Origin of the sequence: Achromobacter sp. ACM01 (assembly GCF_014851745.1) — a bacterium.
GTDB lineage: Bacteria > Pseudomonadota > Gammaproteobacteria > Burkholderiales > Burkholderiaceae_B > Achromobacter > Achromobacter aegrifaciens.
Genome location: NZ_JACVAF010000001.1, coordinates 191,203 through 218,119, shown reverse-complemented (window position 1 = coordinate 218,119; position 26,917 = coordinate 191,203). Strand labels below are relative to the sequence as shown.

At 65.0% G+C, this 26,917-nt stretch carries 22 protein-coding genes; 16 read left to right on the top strand and 6 right to left on the bottom strand.

The genetic code is table 11. The annotated features are described in order from the left end of the window. Positions 1 to 197: 197 nt before the first annotated feature. The 5 genes from IB268_RS01025 to IB268_RS01005 all read left to right on the top strand — a co-directional run bounded on the left by IB268_RS01025 (position 198) and on the right by IB268_RS01005 (position 6,800). Positions 198 to 1,805 (top strand): ABC transporter substrate-binding protein, encoded by a 1,608-nt coding sequence (locus tag IB268_RS01025; protein ID WP_054455552.1) that lies wholly within the window; start codon positions 198 to 200, stop codon positions 1,803 to 1,805. A gap of 117 nt (positions 1,806 to 1,922) precedes the next feature. Then, positions 1,923 to 2,894, top strand: a complete 972-nt coding sequence (locus IB268_RS01020; protein WP_054455554.1) for an ABC transporter permease — start codon at positions 1,923 to 1,925, stop codon at positions 2,892 to 2,894. A 10-nt stretch (positions 2,895 to 2,904) separates the two neighbouring features. After that, positions 2,905 to 3,831 (top strand): ABC transporter permease, encoded by a 927-nt coding sequence (locus IB268_RS01015; RefSeq protein ID WP_054455556.1) that lies wholly within the window; start codon positions 2,905 to 2,907, stop codon positions 3,829 to 3,831. A 7-nt stretch (positions 3,832 to 3,838) separates the two neighbouring features. Beyond that, the gene (locus tag IB268_RS01010; protein WP_054455558.1) at positions 3,839 to 5,566 is read left to right on the top strand and encodes an ABC transporter ATP-binding protein; all 1,728 of its coding nucleotides are present in this window, start codon (positions 3,839 to 3,841) and stop codon (positions 5,564 to 5,566) included. A gap of 25 nt (positions 5,567 to 5,591) precedes the next feature. After that, entirely contained in the window at positions 5,592 to 6,800 is a 1,209-nt protein-coding gene (locus IB268_RS01005) for an amidohydrolase family protein (protein WP_192352920.1), read from the top strand. Between the two features lie 90 nt (positions 6,801 to 6,890). On the opposite strand, the gene IB268_RS01000 is transcribed toward IB268_RS01005, so the two are convergent. After that, a complete protein-coding gene (locus tag IB268_RS01000) occupies positions 6,891 to 8,363 on the bottom strand; it encodes a YdgA family protein (RefSeq protein WP_125471003.1) in 1,473 nt (490 codons plus the stop codon). A gap of 304 nt (positions 8,364 to 8,667) precedes the next feature. Between IB268_RS01000 and IB268_RS00995 the strand changes: the two genes are divergently transcribed. From IB268_RS00995 to IB268_RS00980, 4 genes are all read left to right on the top strand, one after another. Then, positions 8,668 to 10,194 (top strand): DEAD/DEAH box helicase, encoded by a 1,527-nt coding sequence (locus IB268_RS00995; protein WP_054455564.1) that lies wholly within the window; start codon positions 8,668 to 8,670, stop codon positions 10,192 to 10,194. A 33-nt stretch (positions 10,195 to 10,227) separates the two neighbouring features. Beyond that, complete coding sequence (locus IB268_RS00990; protein ID WP_054455566.1) at positions 10,228 to 10,857, top strand: LysE family translocator; 630 nt, start codon at positions 10,228 to 10,230, stop codon at positions 10,855 to 10,857. 113 nt (positions 10,858 to 10,970) lie between these two features. Next, a complete protein-coding gene (locus IB268_RS00985) occupies positions 10,971 to 12,578 on the top strand; it encodes a peptide chain release factor 3 (protein ID WP_054455568.1) in 1,608 nt (535 codons plus the stop codon). A 24-nt stretch (positions 12,579 to 12,602) separates the two neighbouring features. After that, positions 12,603 to 13,289 (top strand): hypothetical protein, encoded by a 687-nt coding sequence (locus IB268_RS00980; RefSeq protein ID WP_175164340.1) that lies wholly within the window; start codon positions 12,603 to 12,605, stop codon positions 13,287 to 13,289. 80 nt (positions 13,290 to 13,369) lie between these two features. Here the strand turns inward: IB268_RS00980 and bfr are convergent, their stop codons facing one another. Beyond that, the gene (gene bfr, locus IB268_RS00975; protein ID WP_013390908.1) at positions 13,370 to 13,846 is read right to left on the bottom strand and encodes a bacterioferritin; all 477 of its coding nucleotides are present in this window, start codon (positions 13,844 to 13,846) and stop codon (positions 13,370 to 13,372) included. 366 nt (positions 13,847 to 14,212) lie between these two features. Further along, positions 14,213 to 15,127: a DMT family transporter gene (locus IB268_RS00970; protein WP_054455572.1), complete on the bottom strand. Its 915-nt coding sequence runs from the start codon at positions 15,125 to 15,127 to the stop codon at positions 14,213 to 14,215. A 128-nt stretch (positions 15,128 to 15,255) separates the two neighbouring features. On the opposite strand from IB268_RS00970, the gene IB268_RS00965 reads away from it, so the two are divergent. Beyond that, positions 15,256 to 16,113 carry a LysR substrate-binding domain-containing protein gene (locus IB268_RS00965; protein ID WP_054455574.1) on the top strand — a complete coding sequence of 286 codons (858 nt, stop codon included), beginning with the start codon at positions 15,256 to 15,258 and terminating at the stop codon, positions 16,111 to 16,113. 30 nt (positions 16,114 to 16,143) lie between these two features. Here IB268_RS00965 and IB268_RS00960 read toward each other — a convergent pair whose 3' ends face one another. Together IB268_RS00960 and rpoN are read right to left on the bottom strand one after the other, a co-directional pair. Then, entirely contained in the window at positions 16,144 to 16,425 is a 282-nt protein-coding gene (locus IB268_RS00960; protein WP_054455575.1) for a bacterioferritin-associated ferredoxin, read from the bottom strand. Positions 16,426 to 16,558: 133 nt separating this feature from the next. Further along, positions 16,559 to 18,004 carry an RNA polymerase factor sigma-54 gene (rpoN, locus tag IB268_RS00955; RefSeq protein WP_054455577.1) on the bottom strand — a complete coding sequence of 482 codons (1,446 nt, stop codon included), beginning with the start codon at positions 18,002 to 18,004 and terminating at the stop codon, positions 16,559 to 16,561. Between rpoN and IB268_RS00950 the strand changes: the two genes are divergently transcribed. Then, positions 18,003 to 18,620, top strand: coding sequence for a hypothetical protein (locus IB268_RS00950; RefSeq protein WP_119449845.1), 618 nt, complete (start codon positions 18,003 to 18,005; stop codon positions 18,618 to 18,620). The genes rpoN and IB268_RS00950 overlap by 2 nt on opposite strands. Before the next feature lie 525 nt (positions 18,621 to 19,145). After that, a complete protein-coding gene (gene leuA / locus IB268_RS00945; protein ID WP_175181660.1) occupies positions 19,146 to 20,858 on the top strand; it encodes a 2-isopropylmalate synthase in 1,713 nt (570 codons plus the stop codon). 66 nt (positions 20,859 to 20,924) lie between these two features. Here leuA and IB268_RS00940 read toward each other — a convergent pair whose 3' ends face one another. After that, positions 20,925 to 22,253 carry an amidase gene (locus IB268_RS00940; RefSeq protein ID WP_054455583.1) on the bottom strand — a complete coding sequence of 443 codons (1,329 nt, stop codon included), beginning with the start codon at positions 22,251 to 22,253 and terminating at the stop codon, positions 20,925 to 20,927. A 315-nt stretch (positions 22,254 to 22,568) separates the two neighbouring features. Here IB268_RS00940 and IB268_RS00935 point away from each other — a divergent pair, with 315 nt between their 5' ends. The 4 genes from IB268_RS00935 to IB268_RS00920 all read left to right on the top strand — a co-directional run bounded on the left by IB268_RS00935 (position 22,569) and on the right by IB268_RS00920 (position 26,913). Next, a complete protein-coding gene (locus IB268_RS00935; RefSeq protein WP_088143668.1) occupies positions 22,569 to 23,582 on the top strand; it encodes a LacI family DNA-binding transcriptional regulator in 1,014 nt (337 codons plus the stop codon). 38 nt (positions 23,583 to 23,620) lie between these two features. Further along, a complete protein-coding gene (locus IB268_RS00930; protein WP_192353701.1) occupies positions 23,621 to 24,418 on the top strand; it encodes a phosphodiesterase in 798 nt (265 codons plus the stop codon). Positions 24,419 to 24,534: 116 nt separating this feature from the next. After that, the gene (locus IB268_RS00925; protein WP_175181658.1) at positions 24,535 to 25,590 is read left to right on the top strand and encodes an ABC transporter ATP-binding protein; all 1,056 of its coding nucleotides are present in this window, start codon (positions 24,535 to 24,537) and stop codon (positions 25,588 to 25,590) included. 27 nt (positions 25,591 to 25,617) lie between these two features. Further along, positions 25,618 to 26,913: an ABC transporter substrate-binding protein gene (locus IB268_RS00920; RefSeq protein ID WP_054455591.1), complete on the top strand. Its 1,296-nt coding sequence runs from the start codon at positions 25,618 to 25,620 to the stop codon at positions 26,911 to 26,913. Positions 26,914 to 26,917 lie beyond the last annotated feature (4 nt).

Below are 26,917 nucleotides of genomic sequence, written 5' to 3'. Positions count from 1 at the left end.
GTCTATCGTGAAGTCGAAGTCCTACGCAGTGATTCCCGGCAGCGCCATCACCGGCGCACGCGCAGCTCGCGCTGCGTCCCGCCAGACCCCAATCCGTCTTTCGTCGTAAGCAGCAACGCCATGCCCCGGATCCCCATGGGGCCGGGGCCCTGTCACTTCTGTCGCGCTATCCGCGCACCACACGGAGCATGAGGGCTATGCGTACTTTTCCCCACCTGAAGCAAGCTGCGCTCGCCGCTGCCATCGCCGCATCGCTGGCTTTCAGCGCCGGCGCGGCCGCCAAGACCTTTCACTGGTCCTATCAAGGCGATGCGACGTCCATGGATCCGATGGCCCTGAACGAAACGTTCACGCTGGGCTTCCAGGGCAACATCTACGAAACGCTTGCCGGCTACGACGGCAACCTGAAACTGACTCCGCTGCTGGCGGAAAGCTGGGAGAACCCCGAACCCACGAAATGGGTGTTCAAGCTGCGCAAGGGCGTGAAATTCCACGATGGTTCGCCGTTCACGGCGGACGACGTCATCTTCTCCTGGAAGCGCAGCCTGACCCCGGGCTCCGACATGAAGGGCTACGGCGCCAAGGCCTCCGACATCAAGAAGATTGACGACTACACCATCGAAGTCACCACGCCCACGCCCAACCCCATCCTGCCGCGCGAATGGGTGTTCCTGTACATCATGAGCAAGTCGTGGTCGGAAAAGAACAAGACCACCGAAGCCACCAACGTCAAGGGCGACAACCAGGGCAACTATGCCAACCTGAATGCCAACGGCACCGGCCCCTTCATGCTGGCCTCGCGCCAGCCCGACGTGAAGACCGTGCTCAAGCGCTACGACGGCTACTGGAACAAGAACATCAAGACCAACGTCGACGAAGTCATCTTCCAGCCCATCACGCAGGAAGCGACGCGCGTGGCCGCGCTGATCTCCGGCGAAATGGACCTGGTGCAGCCTGTACCGGTGCAGGACTGGAAGCGCCTCGAAGACGCCAAGGGCGTCAAGCCGCTGACCGCGCCGGAAGCGCGCGCCATCTTCATCGGCATGGACCAGGACCGCGACGAACTGCTGTTCTCGGACGTGAAGGGCAAGAATCCCTTCAAGGATCCCAAGGTGCGCGAAGCCGTGGTGCTGGCCGTGGACACCAAGGCCATCAACGAGAAGATCATGCGCGGCGCTGCCAAGCCGCTGGGCTCGCTCATCGCCACCGCCATCAATGGCTATGACGATTCCTTCGGCGCGCCGTACAAGCCGGATCCCGAGCGCGCCAAGAAGCTGCTGGCCGAAGCCGGCTATCCCAAGGGCTTCACGGTCACCATGGACTGCCCGAACGACCGCTACGTCAACGACGAAAAGGTCTGCCAGGCCGTGGCCGGCATGCTGGCGCGCGTGGGCATCAAGATCAACCTGCTGGCGCAGACCAAGTCGAAGTACTTCGGCAAGATCCTGCTGCAGGCCGGCAACCAGACCAGCATGTACATGCTGGGCTGGACGCCCAGCTCCACCGACGCGCACAACACGCTGCTGAACCTGGCCTCGTGCCGCAATGCCAAGACGGCGGCGGGCCAGTTCAACCTGGGCGGGTACTGCAACAAGAAGGTCGACGAGCTCACCGACAAGATCGGCGTCGAAACCGACCAGGCCAAGCGCAACGCCATGATCAAGGAAGCCTTCGAGATCGTGCGCAACGACTATGGCTACCTGCCGCTGCACCAGCAGCCCATGTCCTGGGGCGTGAAGGACAACATCCAGGTCATCCAGCGCGCCGACGACGTGCTCGACCTGCGCGACGTCGTCCTGCCGTAATCCGGCGACGCGAGCCCCGGGCGGCACCTGCCGCCCGGGCGCGCCCGGCCCAGCCCCGGTTCCCGCTACCCGAGGGAAACGCGGCCCGGCGTCATCTGAATCCGAGGGCTCCCGATAATGCTTTCCTTTGTTGCGCAACGGCTTATCCAGTCGGTGCTGGTGATGTTGACGGTGGCGCTGATCGCGTTCTCCATGTTCCGCTATGTGGGCGATCCGATAGCCAGCATGGTGGGCCAGGACACCACCCCTGAACAACGCGCGGAACTGCGCAAACAGCTGGGCCTGGACGATCCCTTCGTGGTGCAGTACGCGCACTTCGTGGCCAACGCCGTGCGCGGCGACTTCGGCATATCGTACCGGCACCGCCGACCCGTCAGCGAACTGCTCGAAGAGCGCATGCCGGCCACGCTGGAACTGTCCTTCGTGTCTGCCGTGATGGCGCTGGCCCTGGGCATACCCATGGGCATCTATACCGCGCTCAAGCGCCACGGCGTGCTGTCCAAGGCCTTCATGGCGATCTCGCTGGCCGGCATCTCGCTGCCCACCTTCCTCATCGGCATTCTGCTCATCCTGTTCTTCGGCGTGCAGCTGCGATGGCTGCCCAGCTTCGGGCGCGGCGACGTGGTCAGCCTGGGATGGTGGACCACGGGCTTTCTGACCAAATCAGGCTGGCTGGCGCTGATCATGCCGGCCATCACGCTGGCGCTGTTCCAGATGACGCTGATCATGCGGCTGGTGCGCGCCGAAATGCTGGAAGTGCTGCGCGCCGACTTCATCAAATTCGCGCGCGCCCGCGGCCTGCCGGAACGGCTGATCAATTTCCGCCATGCGTTGAAGAACACCATGGTGCCCGTCATCACGATCACCGGGCTGCAACTGGGTTCCATCATCGCCTTCGCCATCATCACGGAAACCGTGTTCCAGTGGCCCGGCATGGGCCTGCTGTTCATCCAGGCCATCAGCATGGTGGACATCCCCGTCATGGCGGCCTATCTGGTGCTGATCGCCTTCATGTTCGTGCTCATCAACCTGGTCGTGGACCTGCTGTACTTCGCCGTGGACCCGCGTCTGCGTGTGCAGAGCAAGTAAAGGACTCATCATGATTGCTCGCATCGCTCCCTTCTTCGCCCGTGCGGCCGACAGCGACCTCTGGCATAGCTTCAAGCGTTCGCCCGGCGCCATCATCGCCGCTATCGTTACGCTGGCCATCCTGCTGGGCGCGCTATTCGCACCCGTCGTCGCGCCGCACAACCCCTTTGACCTGGCATCCTTGAGCATCATGGACGCCAACACGCCGCCGGCCTGGGAAGAGGGCGGCAGCCCAGACTTCCTGCTGGGCACCGACGACCAGGGCCGCGACATCCTGTCGGCGGTTCTGTATGGCTCGCGCGTGTCGCTGCTGGTGGGTTTCGCGTCCGTGCTGTTCTCGATGGTGCTGGGCGTGAGCCTGGGCCTCATCAGCGGCTATGCAGGCGGACGCGTGGACAGCTTCATCATGCGCATCGCCGACGTGCAGCTGTCGTTTCCAGCCATTCTGGTGGCGCTGCTGATCGACGGCGTGGCGCGCGGCCTGCTGCCGCGCGACATGCACGACCAGCTCGCGCTGTATGTGCTGATCTTCGCCATCGGCATCTCCGGCTGGGTGCAGTACGCCCGCACCGTGCGCGGCTCCACACTGGTGGAACGCAACAAGGAATACGTGCAGGCGGCCCGCCTCATCGGCATCGGACCCATCACCATCCTGCGCCGGCACATCCTGCCCAACGTGATGGGACCGGTACTGGTCATCGCCACCATCCACCTGGCCATCGCCATCATCACCGAAGCCACGCTCTCGTTCCTGGGCGTGGGCGTACCGCCCACGGCGCCGTCGCTGGGCACGTTGATACGTATCGGCAACAGCTACCTGTTCTCGGGCATGTGGTGGATCTCCATCTTCCCCGGCATCGCGCTGGTGGCGCTGGTGCTGTCGGTCAACCTGCTGGGCGACTGGCTGCGCGACGCGCTCAACCCCAAGCTGCGCTGAGGACGCCATGGCCCTGTTGAACATCGAAGATATCCGCATCGAATTTCCCAGCCGCCGCGGCACGCTGGTGGCCGTGGACGGCGTCTCGCTGTCCCTGGAAAAAGGCGAAATCCTGGGCGTGGTGGGCGAATCAGGCGCCGGCAAGTCCACCATCGGCAATGCCGTGATCGGCCTGCTGGAGGCGCCTGGCCGCCTGGCGGGCGGCGCCGTGCTGCTGAACGGCGAACGCATCGACACGCTGACTCCGGCGCAGCAGCGCAAAGTGCGCGGCCGCCGCATCGGCATGATCTTCCAGGATCCGCTGACCTCGCTGGATCCGCTGCAGACGGTGGAAAGCCAGCTGGTCGAAACCATGCAGGTGCACCTGAACCTGTCCCAGGCCGAGGCCCAGAAACGCGCCGTGCAGCTACTGACGCAGGTCGGCATCGACAAGCCGGAACTCCGTGTCAAACAATACCCGCACCAGTTCTCGGGCGGCATGCGGCAACGCGTGGTGATCGCGCTGGCGCTGTGCTGCGAGCCCGAAGTCATCATCGCCGACGAACCCACCACCGCGCTCGACGTGTCGATCCAGGCGCAGATCCTGGAACTGCTCAAGAAGCTGTGCCGCGAAGAGCAGGTGGGCATGATCATCATCACGCACGACATGGGCGTGATCGCGGACGTGACGGATCGCGTGGCGGTTCTTTACCACGGCAAGCTGGTCGAACAAGGCCCCACCTCCAAGATTCTGGGCGACCCCGACCACCCCTACACGCGCAGCCTGATCTCGGCCGTGCCGCGTCCCGACATCAAGCTGCGGCGCTTCCCGCTGGTGACCTACATCGAGGACGTGAAAAAGCCGGCGCAGCCGCTGGACCTGGCCACCCACTGGCTGGGCCAGCGCCGCGACTTCGGCGCACGCACCGGCGGTCCGCTGGTGCAAGTCAACGACCTGAGCATGCGCTTCGTGTTGAAGAGCGCGCTGCTCAAGCGCAACCAGCGCACGCTGGACGCCGTCAAGCGCGTCAATTTCTCCATCGGCGAAGGCGAGGTCTTCGGCCTGGTGGGCGAATCCGGTTCCGGCAAGTCCACCGTGGCGCGGCTGATCTCCGGCCTCTACACGCCGAGCGAAGGCTCGGTCAATTTCGGCGGCACGGACCTGACCGCGCTCAAGGGCGAGAAGCAGTTGAACCCGTTCCGGCGGCAGATCCAGATGATCTTCCAGGATCCGTTCTCCTCGCTCAATCCGCGCATGCGGGTGCTGGACATCGTGGCCGAGCCGATCCGCTTCCACAAGCTGGCGGCCAGCGAAGCAGAGACGCGCCGCATCGTGGCCGACCTGCTGGACGTGGTGGGCCTGGGCGATCGCGCCGCCGAACGCTTTCCGCACGAATTCTCGGGCGGCCAACGCCAGCGCATCTGCATCGCGCGGGCGCTGGCCACGCGCCCCCGCTTCCTTATCTGCGACGAACCGACCTCGGCGCTGGACGTGTCCATCCAGGCGCAGATCCTGAACCTGCTGAAAGACCTGCAAGAGGAACTCGGGCTGACCATGCTGTTCATCAGCCACGACCTGCCGGTGATCCGCCAGATGTGCGACCGCGTGGGCGTGATGCGCTATGGCGAACTGCTGGAAGTGGCCAACACCGAAGACCTCTTCGAACGTCCGCAGCATCCCTACAGCCAACACTTGCTTGGCCTCATGCCCCGCCTGCAATCCATGTCCCGCGAGGGCCTGGAAGTGGCGGAGTAACGCCAGGCGCAACCCGGAGCGAGACATGACGGCGACACGACAGACCCTGTTTACAGGCGGCCAGGTTTTCGACGGCAAGGGCAAACTGCTGCCCAGCCACGGCGTGCTGGTCGAAGGCCGGCACGTGGTGCGCGTGGCGCCGGCCGGGGAGTTTTCCGGCTACGCCGGCGCGACCGTGCGCACGGACGGCATGACGCTGATGCCCAGCCTGGCCGACTGTCACGTCCATTTGGTCTACACCGGCGGCGCCGATCCCAACGCGCAACTGAGCAAGCAAGGCCCTGCGCAGATCACGTTGACGGCGCTGGAGAACGCGCAGGCCAGCCTGCGCGGCGGCGTCACCGCGCTGCGCGATTGCGGCGGCAAGGACTACCTGGAATTCGGCGTGCGCGACGCCATCGCGCGCGGCGTGTTCCCCGGCCCCACGATCAGGGCCTCGGGCCGCATCATCTGCATGACGGGCGGCCACGGCAACCGCATCGGCCGCGTGGCCGACGGCTGCGAGGACGTGATCAAGGCCGTGCGCGAACAGGTTCACGCCGGCTGCGACCTGGTGAAGATCATGGCCACGGGCGGCGTCATGACGCCCGGCGTCAGCCCCATGGACGCGCACTACAGCTTCGACGAAATGAAGGCCGGCGTGCACGAGGCCAAGCGCTTTCGTAAAAGCACCGCCAGTCATGCGCAAGGCACGCTGGGCATCCTGAACGCAGTGCGCGCCGGCATCGATTCCATCGAGCACGGCATCTTCATGGACGACGAATGCCTGCGCGAGATGCTGGACGCCCAGACCTATCTGGTGCCCACCATCGCCGCGGTGCGCAACATCATCGCCAACGCCGACAACGGCATCCCCGCCTACGCGGTCGAGAAGGCGCGCGCGGTGGAGCAACGCCACCGCGAATCGTTCCAGATGTATTACAAGGCGGGCGGGCGCATTGCGCTGGGCACCGACGCCGGCACCCCGTTCAACCTGCACGGCGAGAACGCCATGGAATTGGCCTACATGGTCGAGTTCGGCATGACGCCCGTGGACGCGCTCATCGCCGGCACCTCGCGCGGACACGACCTGATGGGCATGGACCAGCACGGCGCCATCGCCGAGGGCAACGTGGCCGATCTGCTGCTGGTGCAGGGCGATCCCACCGAAGACATCATGAAGGCGGCCGACAAGCGCTTCCACGTTGCGGTGCTGCGCAACGGCGAAGTGGCCGCCGGCGCCTTGCCCCTCTGAAACGCGACGGTTCCCAGCCCGCAATGAAAAAGGCCGCCGCGCCCCGGGCGCGGCGGCCTTTGTACAGCTCGAGTCGAGTGGTGCGCCGGCTTAGCGGGCGCCGCCCATCGCGCCGCTCATGACCATCATCAGGAACTGCTCGACCGGCATCTTCTTGCCGTTGAAATCGACCTGGCCATCGGCGTAGTTCAGGTACGTCACGATGTTGTTGTTTTCGACCTTGGCCATGCCCATGGCGGTAGCCATGGTGCCTACCATTTCAGCCTGGCCCTTGGCGGTCTGCTGAGCCTGCTCGGCCGGCACGCCGCGCACCTGGGGCTCGATGGCCATCAGGTCGCTCAGGTTGCCCTTGGACAGCACCAGCTTGGCATTGAGCTTGCGGATCGTCTGCTTCAGCGTATCGGCGAACTCGCCGTCTAGCGATGCCGGCTTGGCCATGTCCAGGTCCAGGTTGAAGGTCGACGTGCCGTTGGCGGTACGCACTTCCAGCGGCGACACTGCCAGCGTCGGGTTGCCAGCCAGCAGCAGCTCGACGTTGGTCTTGAGGACCTGCTTTTCTTCATCCGTGAACTGGGGCGACTGCTCTTCGCCCTTGCTCTGCATCATGCGGCGCGAAGCGGCTTCATAGACGTCGTTCAGCGCCTTGAACGCCTTCGAATCCAGCTTCTGCGCGTCCAGCACCAGCTTCAAGCCGGCCATGTCCTTTTCCTGCACGTTGATCATGCCGAAATCCATGGCCATCTTCACGCCCATGAGCGAGTTGGCTTCGGTCATGTCGACGGTAATCGCGGTGTCCTTGAGCTGGACCGGCGGCTTTTCCTTGGACGTGATGGTCCAGTTCTTGAGCGCGACCTTCTGGCTGCCCACGTACATGTCGTTCGAAGCCGGCGTCATGTCGCTGGTCAGGGTCAGGCCGGTCATGGCCATGCTGACGATGTCGCTTTCTTCGGACTCGCCCGCCAGCGTCAGGCTGTCGGCCTTCAGCGCGACCGTGCCGTGCTTGCTGCCGGTGGCGTAGGTCACGTCGCCCTTCATGCCCGAGAACTTCAGGCTGTTGGCGTCCTTGGCGAACTCGACGGGAGCCATGTCGAAGTTGCCGCTGATGTTCTTGGCGTAGCTGACGCTATAGGCGCCGGACAGGGGCACCGCGCCCTTGGCGGCGGCGAACCATTCCTTGACCAGGGGCGTCTCTTCCAGCTGGAAGCGGCTGGCCACCATGGCGGGCGCAAACGAGCCCGACTTCAGGTTGGACAGCGGGAAGGGGCCGTGGTCCAGGTGCTCGAGGAACACGAGTTCGTGGTCGACGGCCGGCTTGCCGTCGGCGGCCGGCTCGGTGAACTTGACGCGGTAGCGCTCGGTGGACGAAAACACGCCGCGGTCGAAGGAGACCAGCTCAACCACAGGGGTCACACCCCATTTTTCGCCGACCTTCTTCAGTTCAAGGTTGGCCTGCTCGATCGATTGCTTGACGAAAGCCTCGGCCTTCTGGCCCGTATACCAAGCCGTGCCGGTCCATACTGCGCCCAGCGCGACGACTACGCCCACAATTGCCGATTTTTTCATTGCGATCCTTTATTCTTCAAATGGATGAAAGCGGACGGATTATAGGGATTGCAGCCTAGGGAAAACACTTATTTCGTGCAAAGGCGCTGCAATGTGTTGCTTATTGATACAGAACCAGCCTTCCCGGGCGGTGCTGCAGCGCCACATCAGCTACAATCCTTCGGTGCGTTTTGCCAATCTGCGCACGTCCGCTAGGCCCTTCGCTGCCAAGCTTCGCCCGTCAGGGCGCTTCCCTTTTCTCCTTTATTCGTCCGCCTGGATTGGAGTCTCTCAACTTGAGCGACGGGCTGCCGCTGGAGTTGTTTTGACTACCTCTTCCCCTTTTGCCGACCTCGGGCTGGCTGATTCCCTGTTGCGCGCCATTGCCGAAACCGGCTACACCGCGCCCACTCCCATTCAGGCCCAGGCAATTCCCCAGGTCCTCAAGGGTGGCGACCTGCTCGCCGCCGCACAGACCGGCACCGGCAAGACCGCCGGCTTCACGCTGCCCATCCTGCACCTGCTGATGCAGAAAAAGCCCGAGCAGCGCAAGCCCGGCCGCCCGCGCTGCCTGATCCTGACCCCGACGCGTGAGTTGACCGCGCAGGTCGAGGAATCGGTGCAGACCTATGGCAAGTACACGCCGCTGTCCTCCATGGTGATGTTCGGCGGCGTCAACATCAACCCCCAGATCTCCGCGCTGAGAAAGCCGCTGGACATCCTGGTCGCCACCCCCGGCCGCCTGCTGGACCACTGCGGCCAGAAGACCGTGGACCTGTCCGGCGTCGAGATCCTGGTGCTGGACGAAGCCGACCGCATGCTGGACATGGGCTTCATCCGCGATATCCGCAAGGTCCTCGCGCTGCTGCCCAAGCAGCGCCAGAACCTGCTGTTCTCGGCCACCTTCTCCGACGAGATCCGCACCCTGGCGCGCGGCGTGCTGAACAACCCGGGCGAAGTCTCGGTCACCCCGCGCAACACCGCCACCGAACTGGTCACCCAGACGGTGCACATGGTGGAACAGCACCACAAGCGCGACCTCATCAGCCACATCATCCGCGAAAGCGGCTGGCACCAGGTGCTGGTGTTCACCCGCACCAAGCACGGCGCCAACCGCCTGGCCGAAAAGCTGGTCAAGGACGGCCTGACCGCCGCCGCCATCCACGGCAACAAGAGCCAGTCGGCCCGCACCCGCGCGCTGGCCGGCTTCAAGGACAGCACCGTGACGGTGCTGGTGGCGACCGACATCGCCGCCCGCGGCCTGGACATCGACCAACTGCCCCAGGTAGTGAACTTCGAACTGCCCAACGTGCCCGAAGACTACGTGCACCGCATTGGCCGCACCGGCCGCGCCGGCGCCACCGGCGCCGCGGTCTCGCTGGTCGACAACAGCGAAATCAAGCTGTTGAAGGACATCGAGCGCCTGATCAAGAAGACCATCGAGCGCAAGCCCGTGGAAGGCTGGACGCCGCCGGCCACGACCGCGGCAGCCTACGACCGCCAGGAGCGCGACGAAGACAACCGCAGCCCGCGCGGCGGCGGCGGCCGTAATGGCGGCCGCAGCGGCAATGGCAATGGCAATGGCGGCCGTTCGCGCCAGGGACAAGGCCAGGGCCAGCCCCGCGCCGCGACCGGCAACCGCGCCCCCGCGCCGGCCCGTGCCGGCGGCGAAGGCCGCGCCAACCATGGCCCGCGCGACGGCAAGCCCGCCGACCGTCCGGCCCACGCCGGCCGCAACGAAGGCCGTCCGCAGCAGAACCATCGCCGTCCGGAGGGCTCCGGCCGCCCGGCAGGCAATGGCGGTTCCGGACGCCCCTCGGGCGCGCCGCGCGCCGCGTTGCTGAGCAAGTAATATCACCGCAACCGCTACCCACGGACCCGCGCCATGCCCTTATCTACCTGGTTGACGTTCTTCCTGGCCTCCTGGGCCATTTCGTTCTCGCCTGGCGCGGGCGCGATCTCGGCGATGTCCTCCGGCCTGAAGTACGGCTTTGCGCGCGGCTACTGGAACACGGCAGGCCTGATCATGGGCATCCTGTTCCAGTTCGTGGTGGTGGCCGTGGGGCTGGGCGCGGTGCTGGCCACCTCCGAGGTGGCCTTCAACGTGGTCAAGTATCTGGGCGTGGCCTACCTGATCTACCTGGGCGTGCGCCAGATCCGCACGGATGCGGCGCCCGTCACGGTGGATTCCGGCGATCCCAAGCGCGCCACGATCCGGGAACTGGTGCTGCGCGGCTTCCTGATCAACACCATGAACCCCAAGGGCACGGTGTTCCTGCTGGCCGTGGTGCCGCAGTTCGTGGATACCGCGCTGCCGCTGACGCAGCAGTATGCGGCGATCGCCGCCACGCTGGCGTTCACCGACCTGGTGGCCATGGGCGTGTACACGCTGCTGGCGGCGCGCGTGCTGCGCCTGCTGCGCAGCGCCAAGCATATCCGCTGGATGAACCGGACCTTCGGTTCGCTCTTCATCCTGGCCGGCGTGTTCCTGGCTTCGTTCCGCCGCCATTCCTGAACCCCATGTGCGGGGCATGCGCTGGCGACGGCGCATGCCCCGCGCGTTTTTCATGCCCGATACCGGACCACGCCGGGCCCAAAAAAGCGGCGCCAAGTAAAATCCTTCCGATCATGAACATCCCTCACGAAGTAGCGCGGCGCCGTACGTTCGCCATCATTTCCCACCCCGACGCGGGCAAGACGACACTGACCGAAAAGCTGTTGCTGTTCGCAGGCGCGATCCAGATCGCCGGCAGCGTCAAGGCGCGCAAGGCTTCGCGCCATGCATCGTCCGACTGGATGGAAATCGAAAAGCAGCGCGGCATTTCCGTGGCGTCCTCGGTGATGCAGATGGAATACCGCGATTGCGTCATCAACCTGCTCGACACCCCGGGCCACGCGGACTTCTCCGAAGACACGTACCGGGTGCTGACGGCCGTGGACGCCGCACTCATGGTGATCGACGCCGCCAACGGCGTAGAGCCGCAAACCATCCGCCTCTTGCAGGTCTGCCGCGCGCGCAACACGCCCATCATTACGTTCATCAACAAGATGGACCGCGAAGTGCGCGAACCTTTGGAACTGCTGTCCGAAATCGAAGGCCACCTGGGCATGGACGCGGTGCCGTTCTCCTGGCCGGTCGGCATGGGCAAGGCCTTCGGCGGCGTATTCGACATCCGCCAGGACCGCATGCGCGTGTTCCGCCCCGGCCAGGAGCGCCGCTCGGACAAGGACGACTTCATCGAAGGCCTGAGCAATCCCGAAATCGCCCGGCGCTTCGGCTCGGCGTTCGAGCAGGCCAGCGGCGAGATCGAACTCATCAACGAAGCCGCGCCCGCCTTCGATCGCGAACAATTCCTGGCCGGCAAGCAGACGCCTGTGTTCTTCGGCTCCGCCATCAACAACTTCGGCGTGCAGGAAGTGCTGGACGCGCTGGTCGAACAGGCGCCGCCCCCGGGCCCGCGCGAGTCCATGCAGCGCCTGGTGCAGCCCGTGGAACCCAAGTTCACCGGCGTGGTGTTCAAGGTGCAGGCCAACATGGATCCGGCCCACCGCGACCGCGTCGCGTTCGTGCGCGTAAGCTCCGGCCGCTTCGAACGCGGCATGCGCCTGAAGGTCGCGCGCACCAACAAGGAAATGCGCCCCAACAACGTGGTGTCCTTCCTGTCGCAGCGCCGCGAACTGCTGGACGAGGCCTATGCCGGCGACGTGATCGGCATTCCCAACCACGGCGTGCTGCAGTTGGGCGACGTGCTGACCGAAGGAGAGACGCTGCAGTTCACGGGGCTGCCGTTCTTCGCCCCCGAGCTGTTCCAGGCCGTGGAAGTGAAGGATCCGCTGCGCACCAAGCAGTTGCGCACCGGTCTCACCCAATTGGGCGAGGAAGGGGCCATCCAGGTGTTCCGTCCCGAGGCTGCCGGTGGCTCGCTGCTGCTGGGCGCGGTCGGACAACTGCAGTTCGAAGTGGTCGCCCATCGCCTGAAGACCGAGTACGGCGTGGACGCGCGGATGCTGCCTTCCCGCTACACAATGGCACGTTGGATTACGTCTGAAAACCCCAAGGCGCTGCGCAAGTTCATGGATGCCAATGCCGCCCATATCGCCTATGATGTTGTGGATGCGGCGGCGTTTTTGATCGGTTCTCCCGCGCAATTGCGCGTGGCCGAGGAACTGTATCCCGATGTGAAATTCCATGCCATGCGCGAGCACGGCGGCAAGGTTTTCGGAGACAAAGCGTAGACCCGTTCGGGTTCCGCACGGCAGATGAGGGTAGCAATGTCTTGGCGTTTCTTATTCGCAACGCTCCTGATCGCGCTTGGCGCGTCGGCCTGGGGCGGTATTCAACTGGGTGATTGGCTGGTGGCGCATGCGCCGGTGGCCGCGCCCGCTCCTGGCCAGGATGCCGCGGCATCCCAGCAGCCCGTACTGGATGCCAACGGCCGTCCTTACGTGGCCCAGCCTCCGCAGCCGCGCATCGACGGTACCTTGGGCGTGCCCGACAAGCCCGCCGACCGCGAATGGCAGGTCAACACCGTTTCGCTGTTCGACAGCGTCAGCGACCCTGCGGTGAAGATCTCGCGCGAACGCATCAGCCCGGACCAGGCCCGCGAAATCGCGGCAGCTTCGCAAGTGCCGCTGCCTTCGGGCACTTCGGACGTCAGCACCCTGGATCTGCAGGCTCCCGGCACGTCCACCGCCATCAACGGCGGCCAGGTCCAGGCAGGCGGCTACGGCACTCCGCAGATGGTGCAGGCGCCCCCGCCGCCCCCGAACACCGCGCAGGCGCCCGGCGCCCTGGGCTGGCAGGACGCGCTCAAGCGCGAACTCGCGCATTGCGCCACGCAAGGCTTCTTCGAACGCCCCTCGTGTTCCTGGGCCGCGCGCAACAAGTACTGCGGACCCAACCGCGCCTGGGGCACCATGGCCGAGTGCCCGGCTCGCCCGAACTGAAATATCGGCGCGCGGCATGCGCCGCATGACACCGACAAAAAAATGGCGCCCCGCAGGGCGCCATTTTTATGACCGGAACATTACTCCGGCACGGACATCTGGCTTTGCAGATAATTCTGGATGCCGACCTTGTCGATCAGGTCGATCTGCGTTTCCAGGTAGTCGATGTGCTCTTCGGTGTCGTCCAGGATGTCCTGGAACAGATCGCGCGAGACATAGTCGCGCACCGATTCGCAATGCGCGATCGCTTCCTTCACGGTCGCCTGCGCGCCTTGCTCCAGCTTCAGGTCACAGGCCAGCAATTCCGGCACGTCTTCGCCGATCAGCAGCTTATGCAGGTCCTGCAGGTTGGGCAGGCCGTCCAGCATGAAGATGCGCGCGATCAGGCGATCCGCATGCTTCATTTCGCCGATGGACTCTTCGTACTCGTGCTTGCCCAGCTTGTCGAAGCCCCAATGGTTCAGCATGCGGGCATGCAGGAAATATTGGTTGATGGCCGTCAGTTCGTTGGTCAGTTGCTTGTTCAGAAACTGGATGACGGTTTTGTCGCCTTTCATGATGGACTCCTTGCAGTCAGGCGCGACGCAGATGCATCGCGACAAAGGAGCGCACGATGCCGCGCGTACGCAACCCCGGCAGACTACCACCTGGCGCGGGGCCGCGCCTAGCCTTGCGCTGCATTTGGTAAACCGCTTTAGGAGCGCTACAAGAAAGCGACACGCCAATGAGAATGAGTATGCGTGCGTGATGCCTTGCATGCCGGCATCAGCAACGATGCGGCCTGACGGCGCGCGATGCCGCCGAATCCGCCGCGCGATCCACGCGATCGCTGGCAACGATGCGTCCCGCGACCGCGTGAAACGCGCCGGCTCGTGGCCGGCGGCATTTCGTTGCGGATCGGCAACCTCGGCTGGAGCTGCGCGTCACTCGGCGCGCCGCGTGGCCAGCCAGATGCCCAACGCGATCGGGACGATGCCCAGCAGATCCAGCCACGATACGTGCTCGCCCAGCACCAGCCACCCGAACAGCAGGCCCAGCGGCGGCATCAGGAAGTGCAGCGCGCTTGCCGCAGTAGCGCTGGCGCGGCCGAGAATCATGAACCACAGGTAGTAGCCGCCCATCGACACCGCGACAATCATGTAGGCCATGCTCCAGAACAGGCTGGCCGTCATGCGCGCATCGCCGATGTTCTCGTGCATCAACGCGAAGGGCAGCAAGGCTACGGCGCCGGCCAGGGACTGTATGCCCGTGGACGTCCACAGGCCGGAGGACGGCTTCAAACGCTTGTAGAGCAGCGTGCCGGCCACCAGCGCCACCAGGCCGCCCGTCACCAACAGCGTGCCATGCAGGTCCTCCTGCATGCCCGACAAGCGTGAACGCAGCACCAGGGCCACGCCCGCCAATCCCAGGCACAGGCCCAGCAGTTTGCGCCATCCCAGCCGTTCGCCCAGCACCGGGCCGGCCAGCACGCCGATGAGCAGCGGGTTGGTGCTGATCAGCACCGCGGTAAACGCCGACGACACCGTCGTCATGCCCGACCAGCTCAGGCCGAGGTACAGCGCGTTGTTCAGCACCCCCAACAGGATCAGCGCGGCCAGATCGCGCGCGCTTGGCATCTTCCAGCGGCCGCTCGCCGCCGCCAGGCCCAGCATCAAGGCTCCCGCGATCACGAAACGGATGGTCAGCAAGGTCAGCGGCGGACAGTCCCGCACGGCGATCTTGGCCGCAGCGAACGCCGAGCTCCACAGAAAGCAAAAAGCTGCGATGGGCGCCCAGCTGATGCCCGGCGAGGCTTGAGCTGGAATGGCGGCGGCGGAAAGGGTCGAGGTGGCCTTCATGATGAGTCCGGAAGGTGGCGCTAAGCCGCAGTGGCGGCGGATGGACGAATTCTGCGCGGCCGCCCATCCATTGACAAACTCTTTATTCGGATCGAAAGTATTTAAAAAATGAATGCATGGAGCCGGCGATGCCTGACCTCGATCTTTTGCACAGCTTCGTGTCCGTCGTGGATGCCGGCGGCTTCACGGCGGCGGGCGAACGCGTACACCGCAGCCAATCCACGGTCAGCCAGCAGATCCGCAAGCTGGAGGAATCCCTGGAATGCGCGCTCTTCATCCGCGAAGGCCGCCAAGTCTTGCTGACCGAGGACGGCGAGCGTCTCCTGGGCTATGCCCGGCGGATGCTGGCCTTGTCGACCGAGGTCCGTGAAGCCGTCAGCGGGCGCAAGCGCGTGGACGTGATCCGTCTGGGCATCCCGGACGACTTCGCGGCTGACGCGCTGACCATTCTGGTATCGGAATTTGCGCGGACCCGCCCAGGCGTGCGGCTATCGGTCCGCTGCGACCTGACTTCCGCGCTCACGCGCGCACTGGAGCGGGGCGACCTGGACGTGGCGCTGCTCAAACGCGAGCCCGGCGCGGGTGCCGCGTTGGCCGCCTGGCCCGAACATTTGCATTGGATCGGCGCACCCGGAATGGAACTCGCGTCCGCCGAGCCGGTGCCGCTGGTCGCGTTTCCGCAAGGCTGCATCTACCGCAATCGCGCCATCCATGCCCTGGAAGCTTCGGGCCGGCACTGGCGCATCGCCTACGAAAGCCCGAATCTGATGGGCCTGCAAGCGGCATTGACGGGAGGCTTGGGCGTGGCGCTGCTGGAGCGGCGTTGCCTCTTGCCGGACCATCGGATCATCGACGCAGGGCTGCCGTCCGTGCCGTCGACCGAATTGGCGTTATGCCTGGCCGATACGCTGCGCGAACCTGCGCGCCAACTGGCGATGACTATCCGGGAATTTTGCGAGAAAGAAGCAACGCGGCCCGCTGCGTGACGGCAGCGAGCCGGTAAGAGACGACCATCCTCAGGCGATGGCGACCAGGGGAATCGGGAAGCTGCTGTTGGCAGCAGGCGCGCCCGACTCGACCAGAGCGGCCGGAGGATTGACCGGAACGGCTATGGAACGCACGTCGCATACGCTGGAACAGCGTCCGCCCGGCAGGTATTCGGTCGCGGTAGCCGCGCAGCAGCCGCAGCACGTGGCCACGCCCAGCTCGAATTGCAGGTCGGAAAGCGTCGTCGCACCCGCGTCCACGCTGGCGCGGACTTGGCGTTCGGTGATGGCATTACATACGCAAATGTACATGAGAATAATTATCGAAAATTATTCCGCTACTGACAAGCCCCGCATGCAAATAAATTTGCAACCAAAGTGTCACGCAAGTCTTTGAAATTAGGGACGAATTTTCACAACCCCGTCCCTCATTTCATGACCCCGCTCAGCGGGCTGCCGCCTGGGCCTTGCGCAACGCCGCCGGGGCTATCCGCAGCGCTTCACGGTACTTTGCCACCGTCCTTCGGGCGATGACTATCCCCTGATCGGCCAGCTTTTGCATGATCTGGCTGTCAGACAAAGGCTTGGCCCGGTTCTCTTCGGCCACCATCTGGCGGATGAAAGTCTGCACTGCCGTGGCCGAGGTGGCATCCCCGCCGTCCGTCGAAACCCCCGTGCCGAAGAAGCGCTTGAGTTCCAGCGTGCCAAACGGAGTGAGCATGTACTTCTGTGTTGTGGCCCGTGAAATGGTGGATTCATGCAAACCGAGCTCGCCAGCGATGTCCTTCAGGATGAGCGGCCGCATGGCGGCCGGCCCCTGGCTGAAGAAGGCCGTCTGGTGCTGCACGATGGCCTGGGCCACCCGCAGGATGGTGTCGAAGCGCTGTTCCACGTTGCGGATCATCCAACGGGCCTGCTGCAGCTGCGATTGCAGGCCCGCATGCGCGGATTCCTTCTGGTTGCCCAGCATCTGGGCGTACAGCCCGTTGATCTGCAGCTTGGGCACGGCGGCGCTGTTGAGGGTGACCTGCCAGCCGCCGCGCGTCTTGCGTACGATGACGTCCGGCACCGCGTAATCGGCCGCGGGCACGGTCCAGGCACGCCCCGGGCGGGGCTCCAGGCGCAGGATCAGGGCATGGGCGGAGCGGAACGTGGCTTCGTCGCAGCCCACGGCCGCGCACAGGCGCGCGGCGTTTCCCGTCGCCAGCAAGGCCAGGTGCTGCGCGCAGATCTGGCGCGCGCAAGCCAGGACCGCGGCATTCGCGGCTTCAGGCAGTCGATCCAGATCCGGGTTGCGTAGCTGCAACAGCAGGCATTCCGCCATGTCGCGCGCGCCTATGCCGGGCGGATCGAAAGACTGCAAAAGCGACAAGGCCGCCTTCAGCTCGTCGATGTCCGGTTCCAGTTCGGGCGGCAACCAGTCCAGGATTTCCTCCAGCGGTGATCCCAGGTAGCCGTTTTCGTCCAGCTCGTCGATCAGAAGACCGGCGAGCGCGGCGTCGCGCGGCGCGGCGCGCGTCAACATCAGTTGGCCCAGCAGGTGCTCGCGCAGCGTATCCGGCCGAGCGGCCTCGGGCCGGCTGGAGTCTTCGTCGGGGTAGACCCCGCCCGAACCCGGCATTTCATCCACCGGCGAGTCGCGTTCGGCGGCGGGCTCGTCATCCTGCACCGAGGACTCGCGGTCGGACTCGGCCGGCGCCTCGGCCGACGGCGCTTCGTCCTGCCGCTCCAAGAGCGGGTTCTCCGCCAGCACTTGCGAAATCTCGGCTTCGAGGTCGAGCGTGGACAGCTGCAACAATCGGATCGATTGCTGCAGTTGTGGCGTCAGCGTCAAATGCTGACCTGGTCGCAGTTCTAAAATTGGACGGGTCATAGGTACAATATTTTGCATGATGAATCTGACTTCGCCCGCAAGCGTCCGCCAGGACTGCCGCCTCATTGGCCAGACCCTGCTCAAACTGGCGCTTCCCCGACTCGTAATGCGTGCGATCGTCATCGCCGTCGCTGTGGTCATCTGGTATCTCGCCGCCAACTGGATACTGAATTTCGGCCGCACCGTGAACTACGAGTTCCTGCATTCCCTGGGGCAGCCGACCGTGGACATGGTGCAGAAGGTCAACCCCTACATCTGGTGGGTGGTGGCCGGCATCTGGACCCTGATCGTGTTCTTCACGCTGCGCGCCTGGCTGTCCGCCAGCCTGGCTTCCGGCAGCGCCACCCCGGTCGAAACCAGCGTGCTGGCCGACCTGGCGCCCAACCTGACCGAAGAAACGCTGGGCGTGCTGCGCTGGACCTGGGGCGATCGCCAGGAGCCCTTCACGGTGGGCGATCTGCGCCGCTCCCTGTCTGAAATCCGCCACAACCGCGCCGGCAAGATCGCCATGGTCGCGGAACAGGCCCGCATCCTGGAGCCGTCCGACCGCCAGCCGCGCGATCCGCGCGACGAGGTCCGCCGCGAAGCACGCAGCGAACGCTACGTGGAACCGCGCATCGGCCCGGCCCGGTAAGCCCGTCCGTCCTCCCTCCATTGCCATAGCAGGCCGCCGACAGGCGGCCTGTTTTTTTGCTTCAGCCGTACGCCTGGCCTGGCAACCCCATAGCGTGCCTCCCGCCCCCGTCCAACCTCGTTTTGCCGAATATTCTTCAGCAAAATGCGTTGCCACCGGCATATATTTCACCTCAACACAAAAGAGTGTTCAGTTGCGCATTCGGCAAAAATGTGTTTGACTAGCAACCTATGGCCGCTCACCGCACCCCCTTCGCGATTGCCACCGGACGCTACGACGCTCCGGTTGCCGGCCTGCGCGCTCGTTTCTCCTCCTACGCGCTATCGCTATACCTACCGATCGGTTGCCGGGCCTAGTGTCCCCGTGGTAGCTCGGCAACCACGCTTGCCACACGCGATTTCCCCCTTTTATCTCTGAATCCTGCCGGTCAATCACGGCAAATCCTGGCGCAAGACCGCAATCCGGTCGCGCAGCCGCCTAGGGAAGCATTCCCGGGATTCAAAAGAAACCGATCGAGGTGTAGTAATGATGCTTGCCAACCCCGCCACCAAATACGTCCCCTTCGCGCCCTTTACCCGCGACTTTTCCGAACGCACCTGGCCCAGCCGCCGCATCACCAAGGCGCCGATCTGGATGAGCACGGACCTGCGTGACGGCAACCAGGCCCTGATCGAGCCGATGAGCGTCGAGCGCAAGCTCCGCTTCTTCGAACAGCTGGTGAAGATCGGCTTCAAGGAAATCGAAGTGGGCTTCCCGTCCGCTTCGCAGACCGACTTCGATTTCGTGCGCAAGCTCATCAACGAAAAGCGCATTCCTGACGACGTCACCATCATCGTGCTGACCCAGTCGCGCGAAGACCTGATCAGCCGCACGGTGGAATCCGCCGCCGGCGCCAAGCAAGCCATCGTCCACCTGTACAACGCCTGCGCCCCGGCGTTCCGCAAGGTCGTGTTCAACATGAGCAAGGACGAAATCAAGAACATCGCCACCACCGGCACGCGCCTGGTGAAGCAGTACATGGCGCAGCACCCGGAAACGCAATGGCGCTACCAGTACTCGCCCGAAGTCTTCAGCACCACCGAACCCGAGTTCGCGCTGGAAGTCTCCAACGCCGTGGCCGACGTATGGCAGCCCACTCCCGAGTGCAAGATGGTGCTGAACCTGCCCGCCACCATCGAGGCCACCAGCCCCAATCTGTACGCCGACCAGATCGAATGGATGCACAAGAACCTGGCGCGCCGCGACAGCATCGTGCTCAGCGTGCACCCGCACAATGACCGCGGCACCGCCGTGGCCGCCGCCGAATTCGCCGTGATGGCCGGCGCCGACCGCATCGAAGGCTGCCTCTTCGGCAGCGGCGAGCGCACCGGCAACGTCGACCTCGTCACCCTGGCCTTGAACCTCTACACGCAGGGCGTGCATCCGGGGCTGGACTTCTCGGACATCGACGAAGTGCGCCGCTGCGCCGAGTACTGCAACCAGTTGCCCGTTCACCCGCGCCACCCGTACGCGGGCGACCTGGTCTTCACCGCGTTCTCGGGCTCACACCAGGATGCCATCAAGAAGGGCTTTGCCCAGCAACAGGCCGACGCCGTCTGGGAAGTGCCTTACTTGCCGATCGACCCGGCCGACCTCGGCCGCAGCTACGACGCCGTCATCCGCGTGAACAGCCAGTCGGGCAAGGGCGGCGTGTCGTACCTGCTGGAACAGGAACACGGCCTGGTGTTGCCGCGCCGCCTGCAGATCGAATTCAGCCGCGCCATCCAGCGCGTCACCGACGAAACCGGCCGCGAAGTCACGGCCGACGACGTGCACACCATCTTCAACCGCGAATACCTCGAGCAGAAGTCGCCGTGGAAGCTGGTGCGCCACCGCATCGACGGCAATCCGTCGGCAGGCGAAGGCCAGCACTTCAGCATCGAAGCTGAATTGGAATACAACGGCGAACGCCGCATCGTGACGGGCAAGGGCGACGGCGCCATCTCGGCCTTCGTAGCCGCGCTGGACGTGCCCGTGCGCATCATGGACTACCACGAGCACGCCATTGGCACCGGCACCGACACGCGCGCCGCGTCCTATGTCGAACTGCGCGTCGGCGAATCCAGCACGGGCTTTGGCGTGGGCATCGACCGCGACATCGTGACGGCTTCCTTCCAGGCCGTGCTGAGCGCCGTCAACCGCCACATCAATGCCGGCGCCGTGACCGCAACCGAGCAAGAAACCGCCGAAACCGCGTGATCCGCAATCCGGCGTAAAAAAAGCCAGCCTTATCGGGCTGGCTTTTTCTTTGGACGCGCGCCGCGCTTATCCGCGTGGCCAGATGTCGGCCGCGCCGATATCTGGCGCGGTGGCCGCAAGGAGCCGCTGATGGACCCAAGCGGCGATTGCCAGCGTGCGGTGGTCGCTATAGCGCGCGCCGACCAGCTGCAACCCGACGGGCAAGCCCTGCGGGCCGGTGGCGAAGGGCAGGCTGAGGGAAGGATGGCCGAATACCGTCCACGCGCGCGAGAACTGCGGATCGCCCGTACCCAGGTCCGCGAACGGCGCCTCGCCGCTGGCGCTGGGCGCAAGCAGCACGTCGTATTTGTCGAACCAGGTGTCCACGCGCGCGCGCGACTCGGCGACGCGCATCAGGTTCTTCTGGTGTTCTTCAGCGGTGATGCGCGAGCCCGCTTCCAGGATGGCCTGGATCTTGGGACTGAGCTGCGCCGCATGCTCCAGGCGCTCGTAGGCCAGCGCCTGCGAAGCTTCAAACGCCATGATGTCCGCATGCAGCTGCACCAGAACGCAATGCTCGGGCGGCAGCGGCAATTCTTCGACCACGGCGCCGGCGCGCGACAGGATGGCCGCGGCCTGCGCGTAGGCTTCCTTGGTTTCGGGCAGCGCATGCCGCCATTGCAGGCTGCGGTACATGCCGATACGCGGCTTGCCGTCATAGGCCAGATCAAGCATGCGCGGATCGCGCATCAGGACGGAAGCAAACAATGCCACGTCCGGCACCGAACGCGCGAAACCGCCGATGGTGTCCAGGGACTCCGCCAGGCTTTTGACGCCCGCGCGGGAAATGCTGCCAAAGGTGGGTTTGAAGCCCACGATGCCGCAATAGGAAGCAGGGCGGATGATGGAAGCCGCGGTCTGCGTACCCAATGCGAAGGGCACCATGTCGTCGGCCACCGCCGCGGCCGAACCGCTGGACGAACCGCCGGGCGAGTAGGCTTCGTTGCGAGGATTGCGCGTGGGGCCTGCCAAATAGGTGGCGAATTCAGTCGTCACGGTCTTGCCGACGACGATCGCGCCCGCGCCCCGGCACAGCGCCACCGAGGCCGCGTCCAGGCCCGGATGGTGGCGTTCATAGATGGGCGAGCCATAGCGCGTGGGCAGGTCGACGGTGTCGAACAGGTCCTTCACGCCCATGGGCAGGCCATGCAGCACCCCGCGCAGCGCGCCGCGGTCCAATTCCTGCGCGCGATCCAGCGCGGCCTGCTTTTGCAGCGCGGTCCAGGCGTGGATGGTGCTTTCGCGTTGCTCGATGCGCGCAAAGCATGCGCGCACCAATTGCTCTGCGGTCAATTCGCGCCGTTGCAGCTTGCGCGCGGCTTCCAGCGCGCCAAGTCTGTTCAAGGCAGTAGACATGGTCCTTTCCTCTTTACCGGTACCGCGCGTGTCGCACGGCAGCTAAATACGCACCCGGTCCCCTTTGACCGAGGATCCGCCTTTATGCGCGGCATATTGCCGCGCAGTTCGGATGGACCGACTCCAGCCATTGTGCGCGCTGCGTCAATTGGGATAAACACCGAAAAAGCCGCTTTTTCCCGGGGAAATCGCATGCCGCGCCATGGCAATTTATTGTTGCGTCGGCATCAGCATAGCGCAAACCCGTGCAATACAAAGGTCATATTTGTCGAGTAATATGAAATCGTTTTCACGAATCTCGGCAGCACTCCCGCCATGGCCTCGCGCTCGTCGCCCCGCTTTTCCATCATTGAAGTGGCCCGCAAGGCCGGGGTCTCCCCGGCAACGGTTTCGCGCGCGTTCAACCAGCCCGAGATCGTTCATCCCGACACGCTCGCACATATCCGCAACGTCGCCAAGCGCGCGGGCTTCCGGCCCAATCGCGTGGGCCGCAGCCTGCGTTCAGGCAGCACGCGCACCATCGGCCTGATACTGCCCACGCTATCCAATCCCGTGTTCGCCGAGTGCTTCGAAGGCGCGGAACGGCGCGCGCGGGAATCGGGCTACAGCGTCATGCTGACCGCCACAGGCTACGATCCTGCGGTGGAATCCGCCGCGGTCCAGGGCCTGATGGACCATCAGGTCGACGGCCTGATCCTGACGGTCGCCGACGCCGCCAAAAGCGCCACGCTGGATGACCTGGACCATGCCGGCATACCCTACGTGCTGGTCTACAACGAGTCCGGTGCCCATCCCTTCGCGTCGGTCGACAATCGCGCCGCCGCCAGCGACATGGTGGCCCACCTGGCAGCGCTGGGCCATCGCCGCATCGCGCTGGTCACGGGTCCGCTGACTGCATCGGACCGCGCCCGCCGCCGGCTGACGGGCGCGCGCGCCTGCGCCAAGCGCCTGGGCCTGGACGACATCCAGCACATCTCCATGAGTTCGCACACAGGCAGCGACCTGGATGCCCTGAAGGCTGCGCTGCGCGGCAAGCAGGCGCCCACCGCCTTGTTCTGTTCCAACGACCTGCTGGCCACGGCCGTCATCGCGGACCTGGTGGGCCTGGGGCTGTCCGTGCCCGCCGATATCTCGGTGTGCGGCTTCGACGGCATGCGCTTTGGCGCCTTGCTGACGCCGCCCCTGACCACCGTAGCCCAGCCCAGCGACGGCATTGGCGAGACGGCCTGCTCGAACCTGCTGGCGCAGATCCAGGGCCAACCGCCGCATTCGGACCGCCTGCCGCACTGCATCGTCGTAGGCGGCACCGCCGCGCCGGTGCGCCGCTGAGGTCTTTTCCTACAACACTATTCTTCGGTACATGCGTCATGCTCATCGCACAAATCACCGACCTGCACATGCGCACCCCGGGCGACAAGGCCTACGGCATCATCGATCCGGCGGCGTTCCTGGCGCCCGCGGTGCGCGCGCTCAATGCCCTGACCCCGCGCCCCGACTGCGTCCTTATCACGGGCGATCTGACTGACCTGGGCCGCCCGCACGAATACCAAGTTCTGCGCGACCACTTGCAGGCGCTGGAGATTCCGTATTTCCTGCTGCCCGGCAACCACGACGACCGCGCCCAGCTGCGCGCGGCCTTCCCCGACCACGGCTATCTGCAAGGCGAAAGCCCGTTCATCCAATACGCCATCGAGACCTATCCGTTGCGCATGCTGGCGCTGGACACGGTGGTGCCCATGAAGAGCCATGGCGAACTCTGCCAGGACCGCCTGGACTGGCTGGCCGCGCGCCTGGCCGAACAGCCCGACCGGCCCACGTTGGTTCTGATGCACCATCCGCCTTTCCTGACGGGCATCGAACATATGGACGCCATTGGCCTGCTGGCTGGCGCGCCCGAACTCGAACGCATCGTGGCGCGCTTTCCCAGCGTGGAGCGCGTGCTTTGCGGCCACCTGCACCGCACGATCTTCCAGCGCTTCGGCGGCACCATCGCGTCCACCTGTCCAGGCACCGCGCATCAGCTTGCGCTGGAACTGGGGCCGCGGCCGACGCTGCAATACATCATGGAACCGCCGGGTTATCAGTTGCATTGGTGGCAAGGCAAGAACCTGGTCACGCACCACGCGGTCATTGGGGAATACCCCGGCCCGTACCCCTTTGCCTGAGGCCCTAGACTACGAAAGTTTGTCCTGCCATACATCCGTCATGTTTGCGCTGCACAATGAAAAGGTTTTCATAACAGGCAACAATGCGGATCTAACTATTAGATCTTCGAGACAGCATGTCATCCATCGTTCTGGATAACCTCACCAAACAATATGGCAACGCCGCCGCGATCCATGGGGTGAGCTTCACGGTTCCCGCCGGCAGCTTCACGGTCCTGCTTGGCCCGTCCGGCTGCGGCAAATCCACCACCTTGCGCATGATTGCCGGGCTGGACACGCCGACCTCTGGCACCATCCACATCGGCGACCGCGACGTCACCCAGCTGCCGCCTGCCAAGCGCCGCATCTCGATGGTGTTCCAGTCGTACGCCCTGTTTCCGCACCTGTCGGTGCGCGAGAACATCCTGTTCGGTCTCAAGGTGCGCAAGGAGCCCGCGCGCGACTACGACCGCCGCCTGCAACGCGTGGCTGGCCTCTTGGGCCTGAACCATCTGCTGGACCGCAAGCCCTCGCAATTGTCGGGCGGCCAGCAGCAGCGCGTGGCGCTGGGCCGCGCCGTGATCTCCGAAGCGCCGGTGTGCCTGATGGACGAACCGCTGTCCAACCTGGACGCGCAGCTGCGCCATGAAATGCGCCGCGAGATCCGCGCCTTGCAGCAGGACCTGGGCATCACCATGGTCTACGTGACGCACGACCAGACCGAAGCCATGAGCATGGCCGATCAGGTAGTGCTGCTGCGCGGCGGCAAGATTGAACAGCACGACACGCCCGACGGCCTGTACGCGCGGCCCGCCACCGAATTCGCCGCGCGCTTCATCGGCACGCCGCCCATGAACCTGATCGGCCTGAGCTCCGCGCAGGGCGCCACCATCATCGCCGGCACGCAGAGCCGCGCCATCGCCGGCGCCCCCGCGGGCGCCGTGAAGCTGGGCGTGCGTCCCGAACACATCCGCATCGACGCCAACGGCGTTCCCGCCACCGTGGAAAGCGTGGAGTACTTCGGCGCGGACTCCATCGTGGTCTGCCGCGTGGGCGACACCAGCGGCGTGGCCGTGCGCGTGGGCGGTCACTTGCGCGCCGGCACGGGCGAAACACTGGGCCTGTCCTGGCAGGACGGCCAGCAGCACTTCTTTGCCGCCGATTCGGCGGTCATCAACTCCGCTGGCCGCTAGGGCCCGTACACAGGAAAGGAAACCAACATGCGTCGCATCGTACTGAAAACCCTGGCCGCCAGCCTGGCCGCCGCCTGCCTGTCGCTGCCTGCGCAGGCGCAGAACAAGCCCGTCGAGGTGGAGTTCTATTACCCCGTCGCGGTCGGCGGCCCGATCACCAAGATCGTCGACGACATGGTGGCGGATTTCCAGAAGGAAAATCCCGACATCAAGATCAAGCCGATCTACGCGGGCTCCTACCAGGACTCCATCGCCAAGGCGCTGACCGCGCTCAAGGGCGGCACGCCGCCGCAGCTGGCGGTGCTGCTGTCCACCGACATGTTCACGCTGATCGACGAGGACGCCATCGTCCCGATCGACAGCCTGGCCAAGAGCGACGCCGACAAGAAATGGCTGGGCGGCTTCTATGACGCCTTCATGCAGAACAGCCGCACTGGTGGCCACACCTGGGGCGTGCCGTTCCAGCGTTCGACCATCGTCATGTACTACAACAAGGACCTGTTCAAGGCCGCGGGGCTGGATCCCGAGCGCGCGCCGGCGACCTGGGCCGAACTGGTCGAATACGGCAAGAAGCTGACCAAGCAGGACGCCTCCGGCAATACCACGCAGTGGGGCATCGAGATCCCCTCGGGCGGCGCCTTCGCCTACTGGCTGTTCCAGGCGCTGACCACGCCCAACGGCGCGATCCTGATGAACGAGGCCGGCAACGAGGTCTACCTGGACAAGCCCGCGGTGGTGGAAGCCGCGCAGTTCTGGCGCGACCTGTCGGCCAAGCACAAGATCATGCCGACCGGCACCATCGACTGGGGCACCACGCCCAAGGACTTCCTGGAAAAGAAGGCCGCCATGGTCTGGACCACGACAGGCAACCTGACCAACATCCGCAAGAACGCGGACTTCCCGTTCGGCGTGGCCATGATGCCGCAGCAAAAGCGCGGCGGCAGCCCGACCGGCGGCGGCAACTTCTATATCTTCAAGAGCGGCACGCCGGCGCAGCAGCAGGCCGCGCTGAAGTTCGCGCAATGGGTCACCACGCCCGAGCGCGCCGCCGACTGGAGCATCGCCACGGGCTACGTGGCCGTAACCCCGGCCGCCTGGCAGACCGAAAAGATGAAGAAGTACGCGCAGGAAGTGCCGGCCGCCGCGGTCGCGCGCGACCAGCTGGAAGTCAGCGTGGCGGAGTTCTCCACGCATGAAAACCAGCGCGTCACCAAGACCCTGAACGACGCCCTGCAGGCGGCCCTGACCGGTTCCAAGACGCCGCAACAGGCCCTGACCGACGCGCAACGCGAGGCCGACCGCATACTGCGTCCCTACAAGTAAAGCC

What these genes read in the sequence shown, in the direction of transcription:
- IB268_RS01025 (WP_054455552.1), top strand. Translation starts at nt 198, where the DNA reads ATGCGTACTTTTCCCCACCTGAAGCAAGCTGCGCTCGCCGCTGCCATC.
- IB268_RS01020 (WP_054455554.1), top strand. Translation starts at nt 1,923, where the DNA reads ATGCTTTCCTTTGTTGCGCAACGGCTTATCCAGTCGGTGCTGGTGATG.
- IB268_RS01015 (WP_054455556.1), top strand. Translation starts at nt 2,905, where the DNA reads ATGATTGCTCGCATCGCTCCCTTCTTCGCCCGTGCGGCCGACAGCGAC.
- IB268_RS01010 (WP_054455558.1), top strand. Translation starts at nt 3,839, where the DNA reads ATGGCCCTGTTGAACATCGAAGATATCCGCATCGAATTTCCCAGCCGC.
- IB268_RS01005 (WP_192352920.1), top strand. Translation starts at nt 5,592, where the DNA reads ATGACGGCGACACGACAGACCCTGTTTACAGGCGGCCAGGTTTTCGAC.
- IB268_RS01000 (WP_125471003.1), bottom strand. Translation starts at nt 8,363, where the DNA reads ATGAAAAAATCGGCAATTGTGGGCGTAGTCGTCGCGCTGGGCGCAGTA.
- IB268_RS00990 (WP_054455566.1), top strand. Translation starts at nt 10,228, where the DNA reads ATGCCCTTATCTACCTGGTTGACGTTCTTCCTGGCCTCCTGGGCCATT.
- IB268_RS00985 (WP_054455568.1), top strand. Translation starts at nt 10,971, where the DNA reads ATGAACATCCCTCACGAAGTAGCGCGGCGCCGTACGTTCGCCATCATT.
- IB268_RS00980 (WP_175164340.1), top strand. Translation starts at nt 12,603, where the DNA reads ATGAGGGTAGCAATGTCTTGGCGTTTCTTATTCGCAACGCTCCTGATC.
- bfr (WP_013390908.1), bottom strand. Translation starts at nt 13,846, where the DNA reads ATGAAAGGCGACAAAACCGTCATCCAGTTTCTGAACAAGCAACTGACC.
- IB268_RS00970 (WP_054455572.1), bottom strand. Translation starts at nt 15,127, where the DNA reads ATGAAGGCCACCTCGACCCTTTCCGCCGCCGCCATTCCAGCTCAAGCC.
- IB268_RS00965 (WP_054455574.1), top strand. Translation starts at nt 15,256, where the DNA reads ATGCCTGACCTCGATCTTTTGCACAGCTTCGTGTCCGTCGTGGATGCC.
- IB268_RS00960 (WP_054455575.1), bottom strand. Translation starts at nt 16,425, where the DNA reads ATGTACATTTGCGTATGTAATGCCATCACCGAACGCCAAGTCCGCGCC.
- IB268_RS00950 (WP_119449845.1), top strand. Translation starts at nt 18,003, where the DNA reads ATGATGAATCTGACTTCGCCCGCAAGCGTCCGCCAGGACTGCCGCCTC.
- rpoN (WP_054455577.1), bottom strand. Translation starts at nt 18,004, where the DNA reads ATGCAAAATATTGTACCTATGACCCGTCCAATTTTAGAACTGCGACCA.
- leuA (WP_175181660.1), top strand. Translation starts at nt 19,146, where the DNA reads ATGATGCTTGCCAACCCCGCCACCAAATACGTCCCCTTCGCGCCCTTT.
- IB268_RS00940 (WP_054455583.1), bottom strand. Translation starts at nt 22,253, where the DNA reads ATGTCTACTGCCTTGAACAGACTTGGCGCGCTGGAAGCCGCGCGCAAG.
- IB268_RS00935 (WP_088143668.1), top strand. Translation starts at nt 22,569, where the DNA reads ATGGCCTCGCGCTCGTCGCCCCGCTTTTCCATCATTGAAGTGGCCCGC.
- IB268_RS00930 (WP_192353701.1), top strand. Translation starts at nt 23,621, where the DNA reads ATGCTCATCGCACAAATCACCGACCTGCACATGCGCACCCCGGGCGAC.
- IB268_RS00925 (WP_175181658.1), top strand. Translation starts at nt 24,535, where the DNA reads ATGTCATCCATCGTTCTGGATAACCTCACCAAACAATATGGCAACGCC.
- IB268_RS00920 (WP_054455591.1), top strand. Translation starts at nt 25,618, where the DNA reads ATGCGTCGCATCGTACTGAAAACCCTGGCCGCCAGCCTGGCCGCCGCC.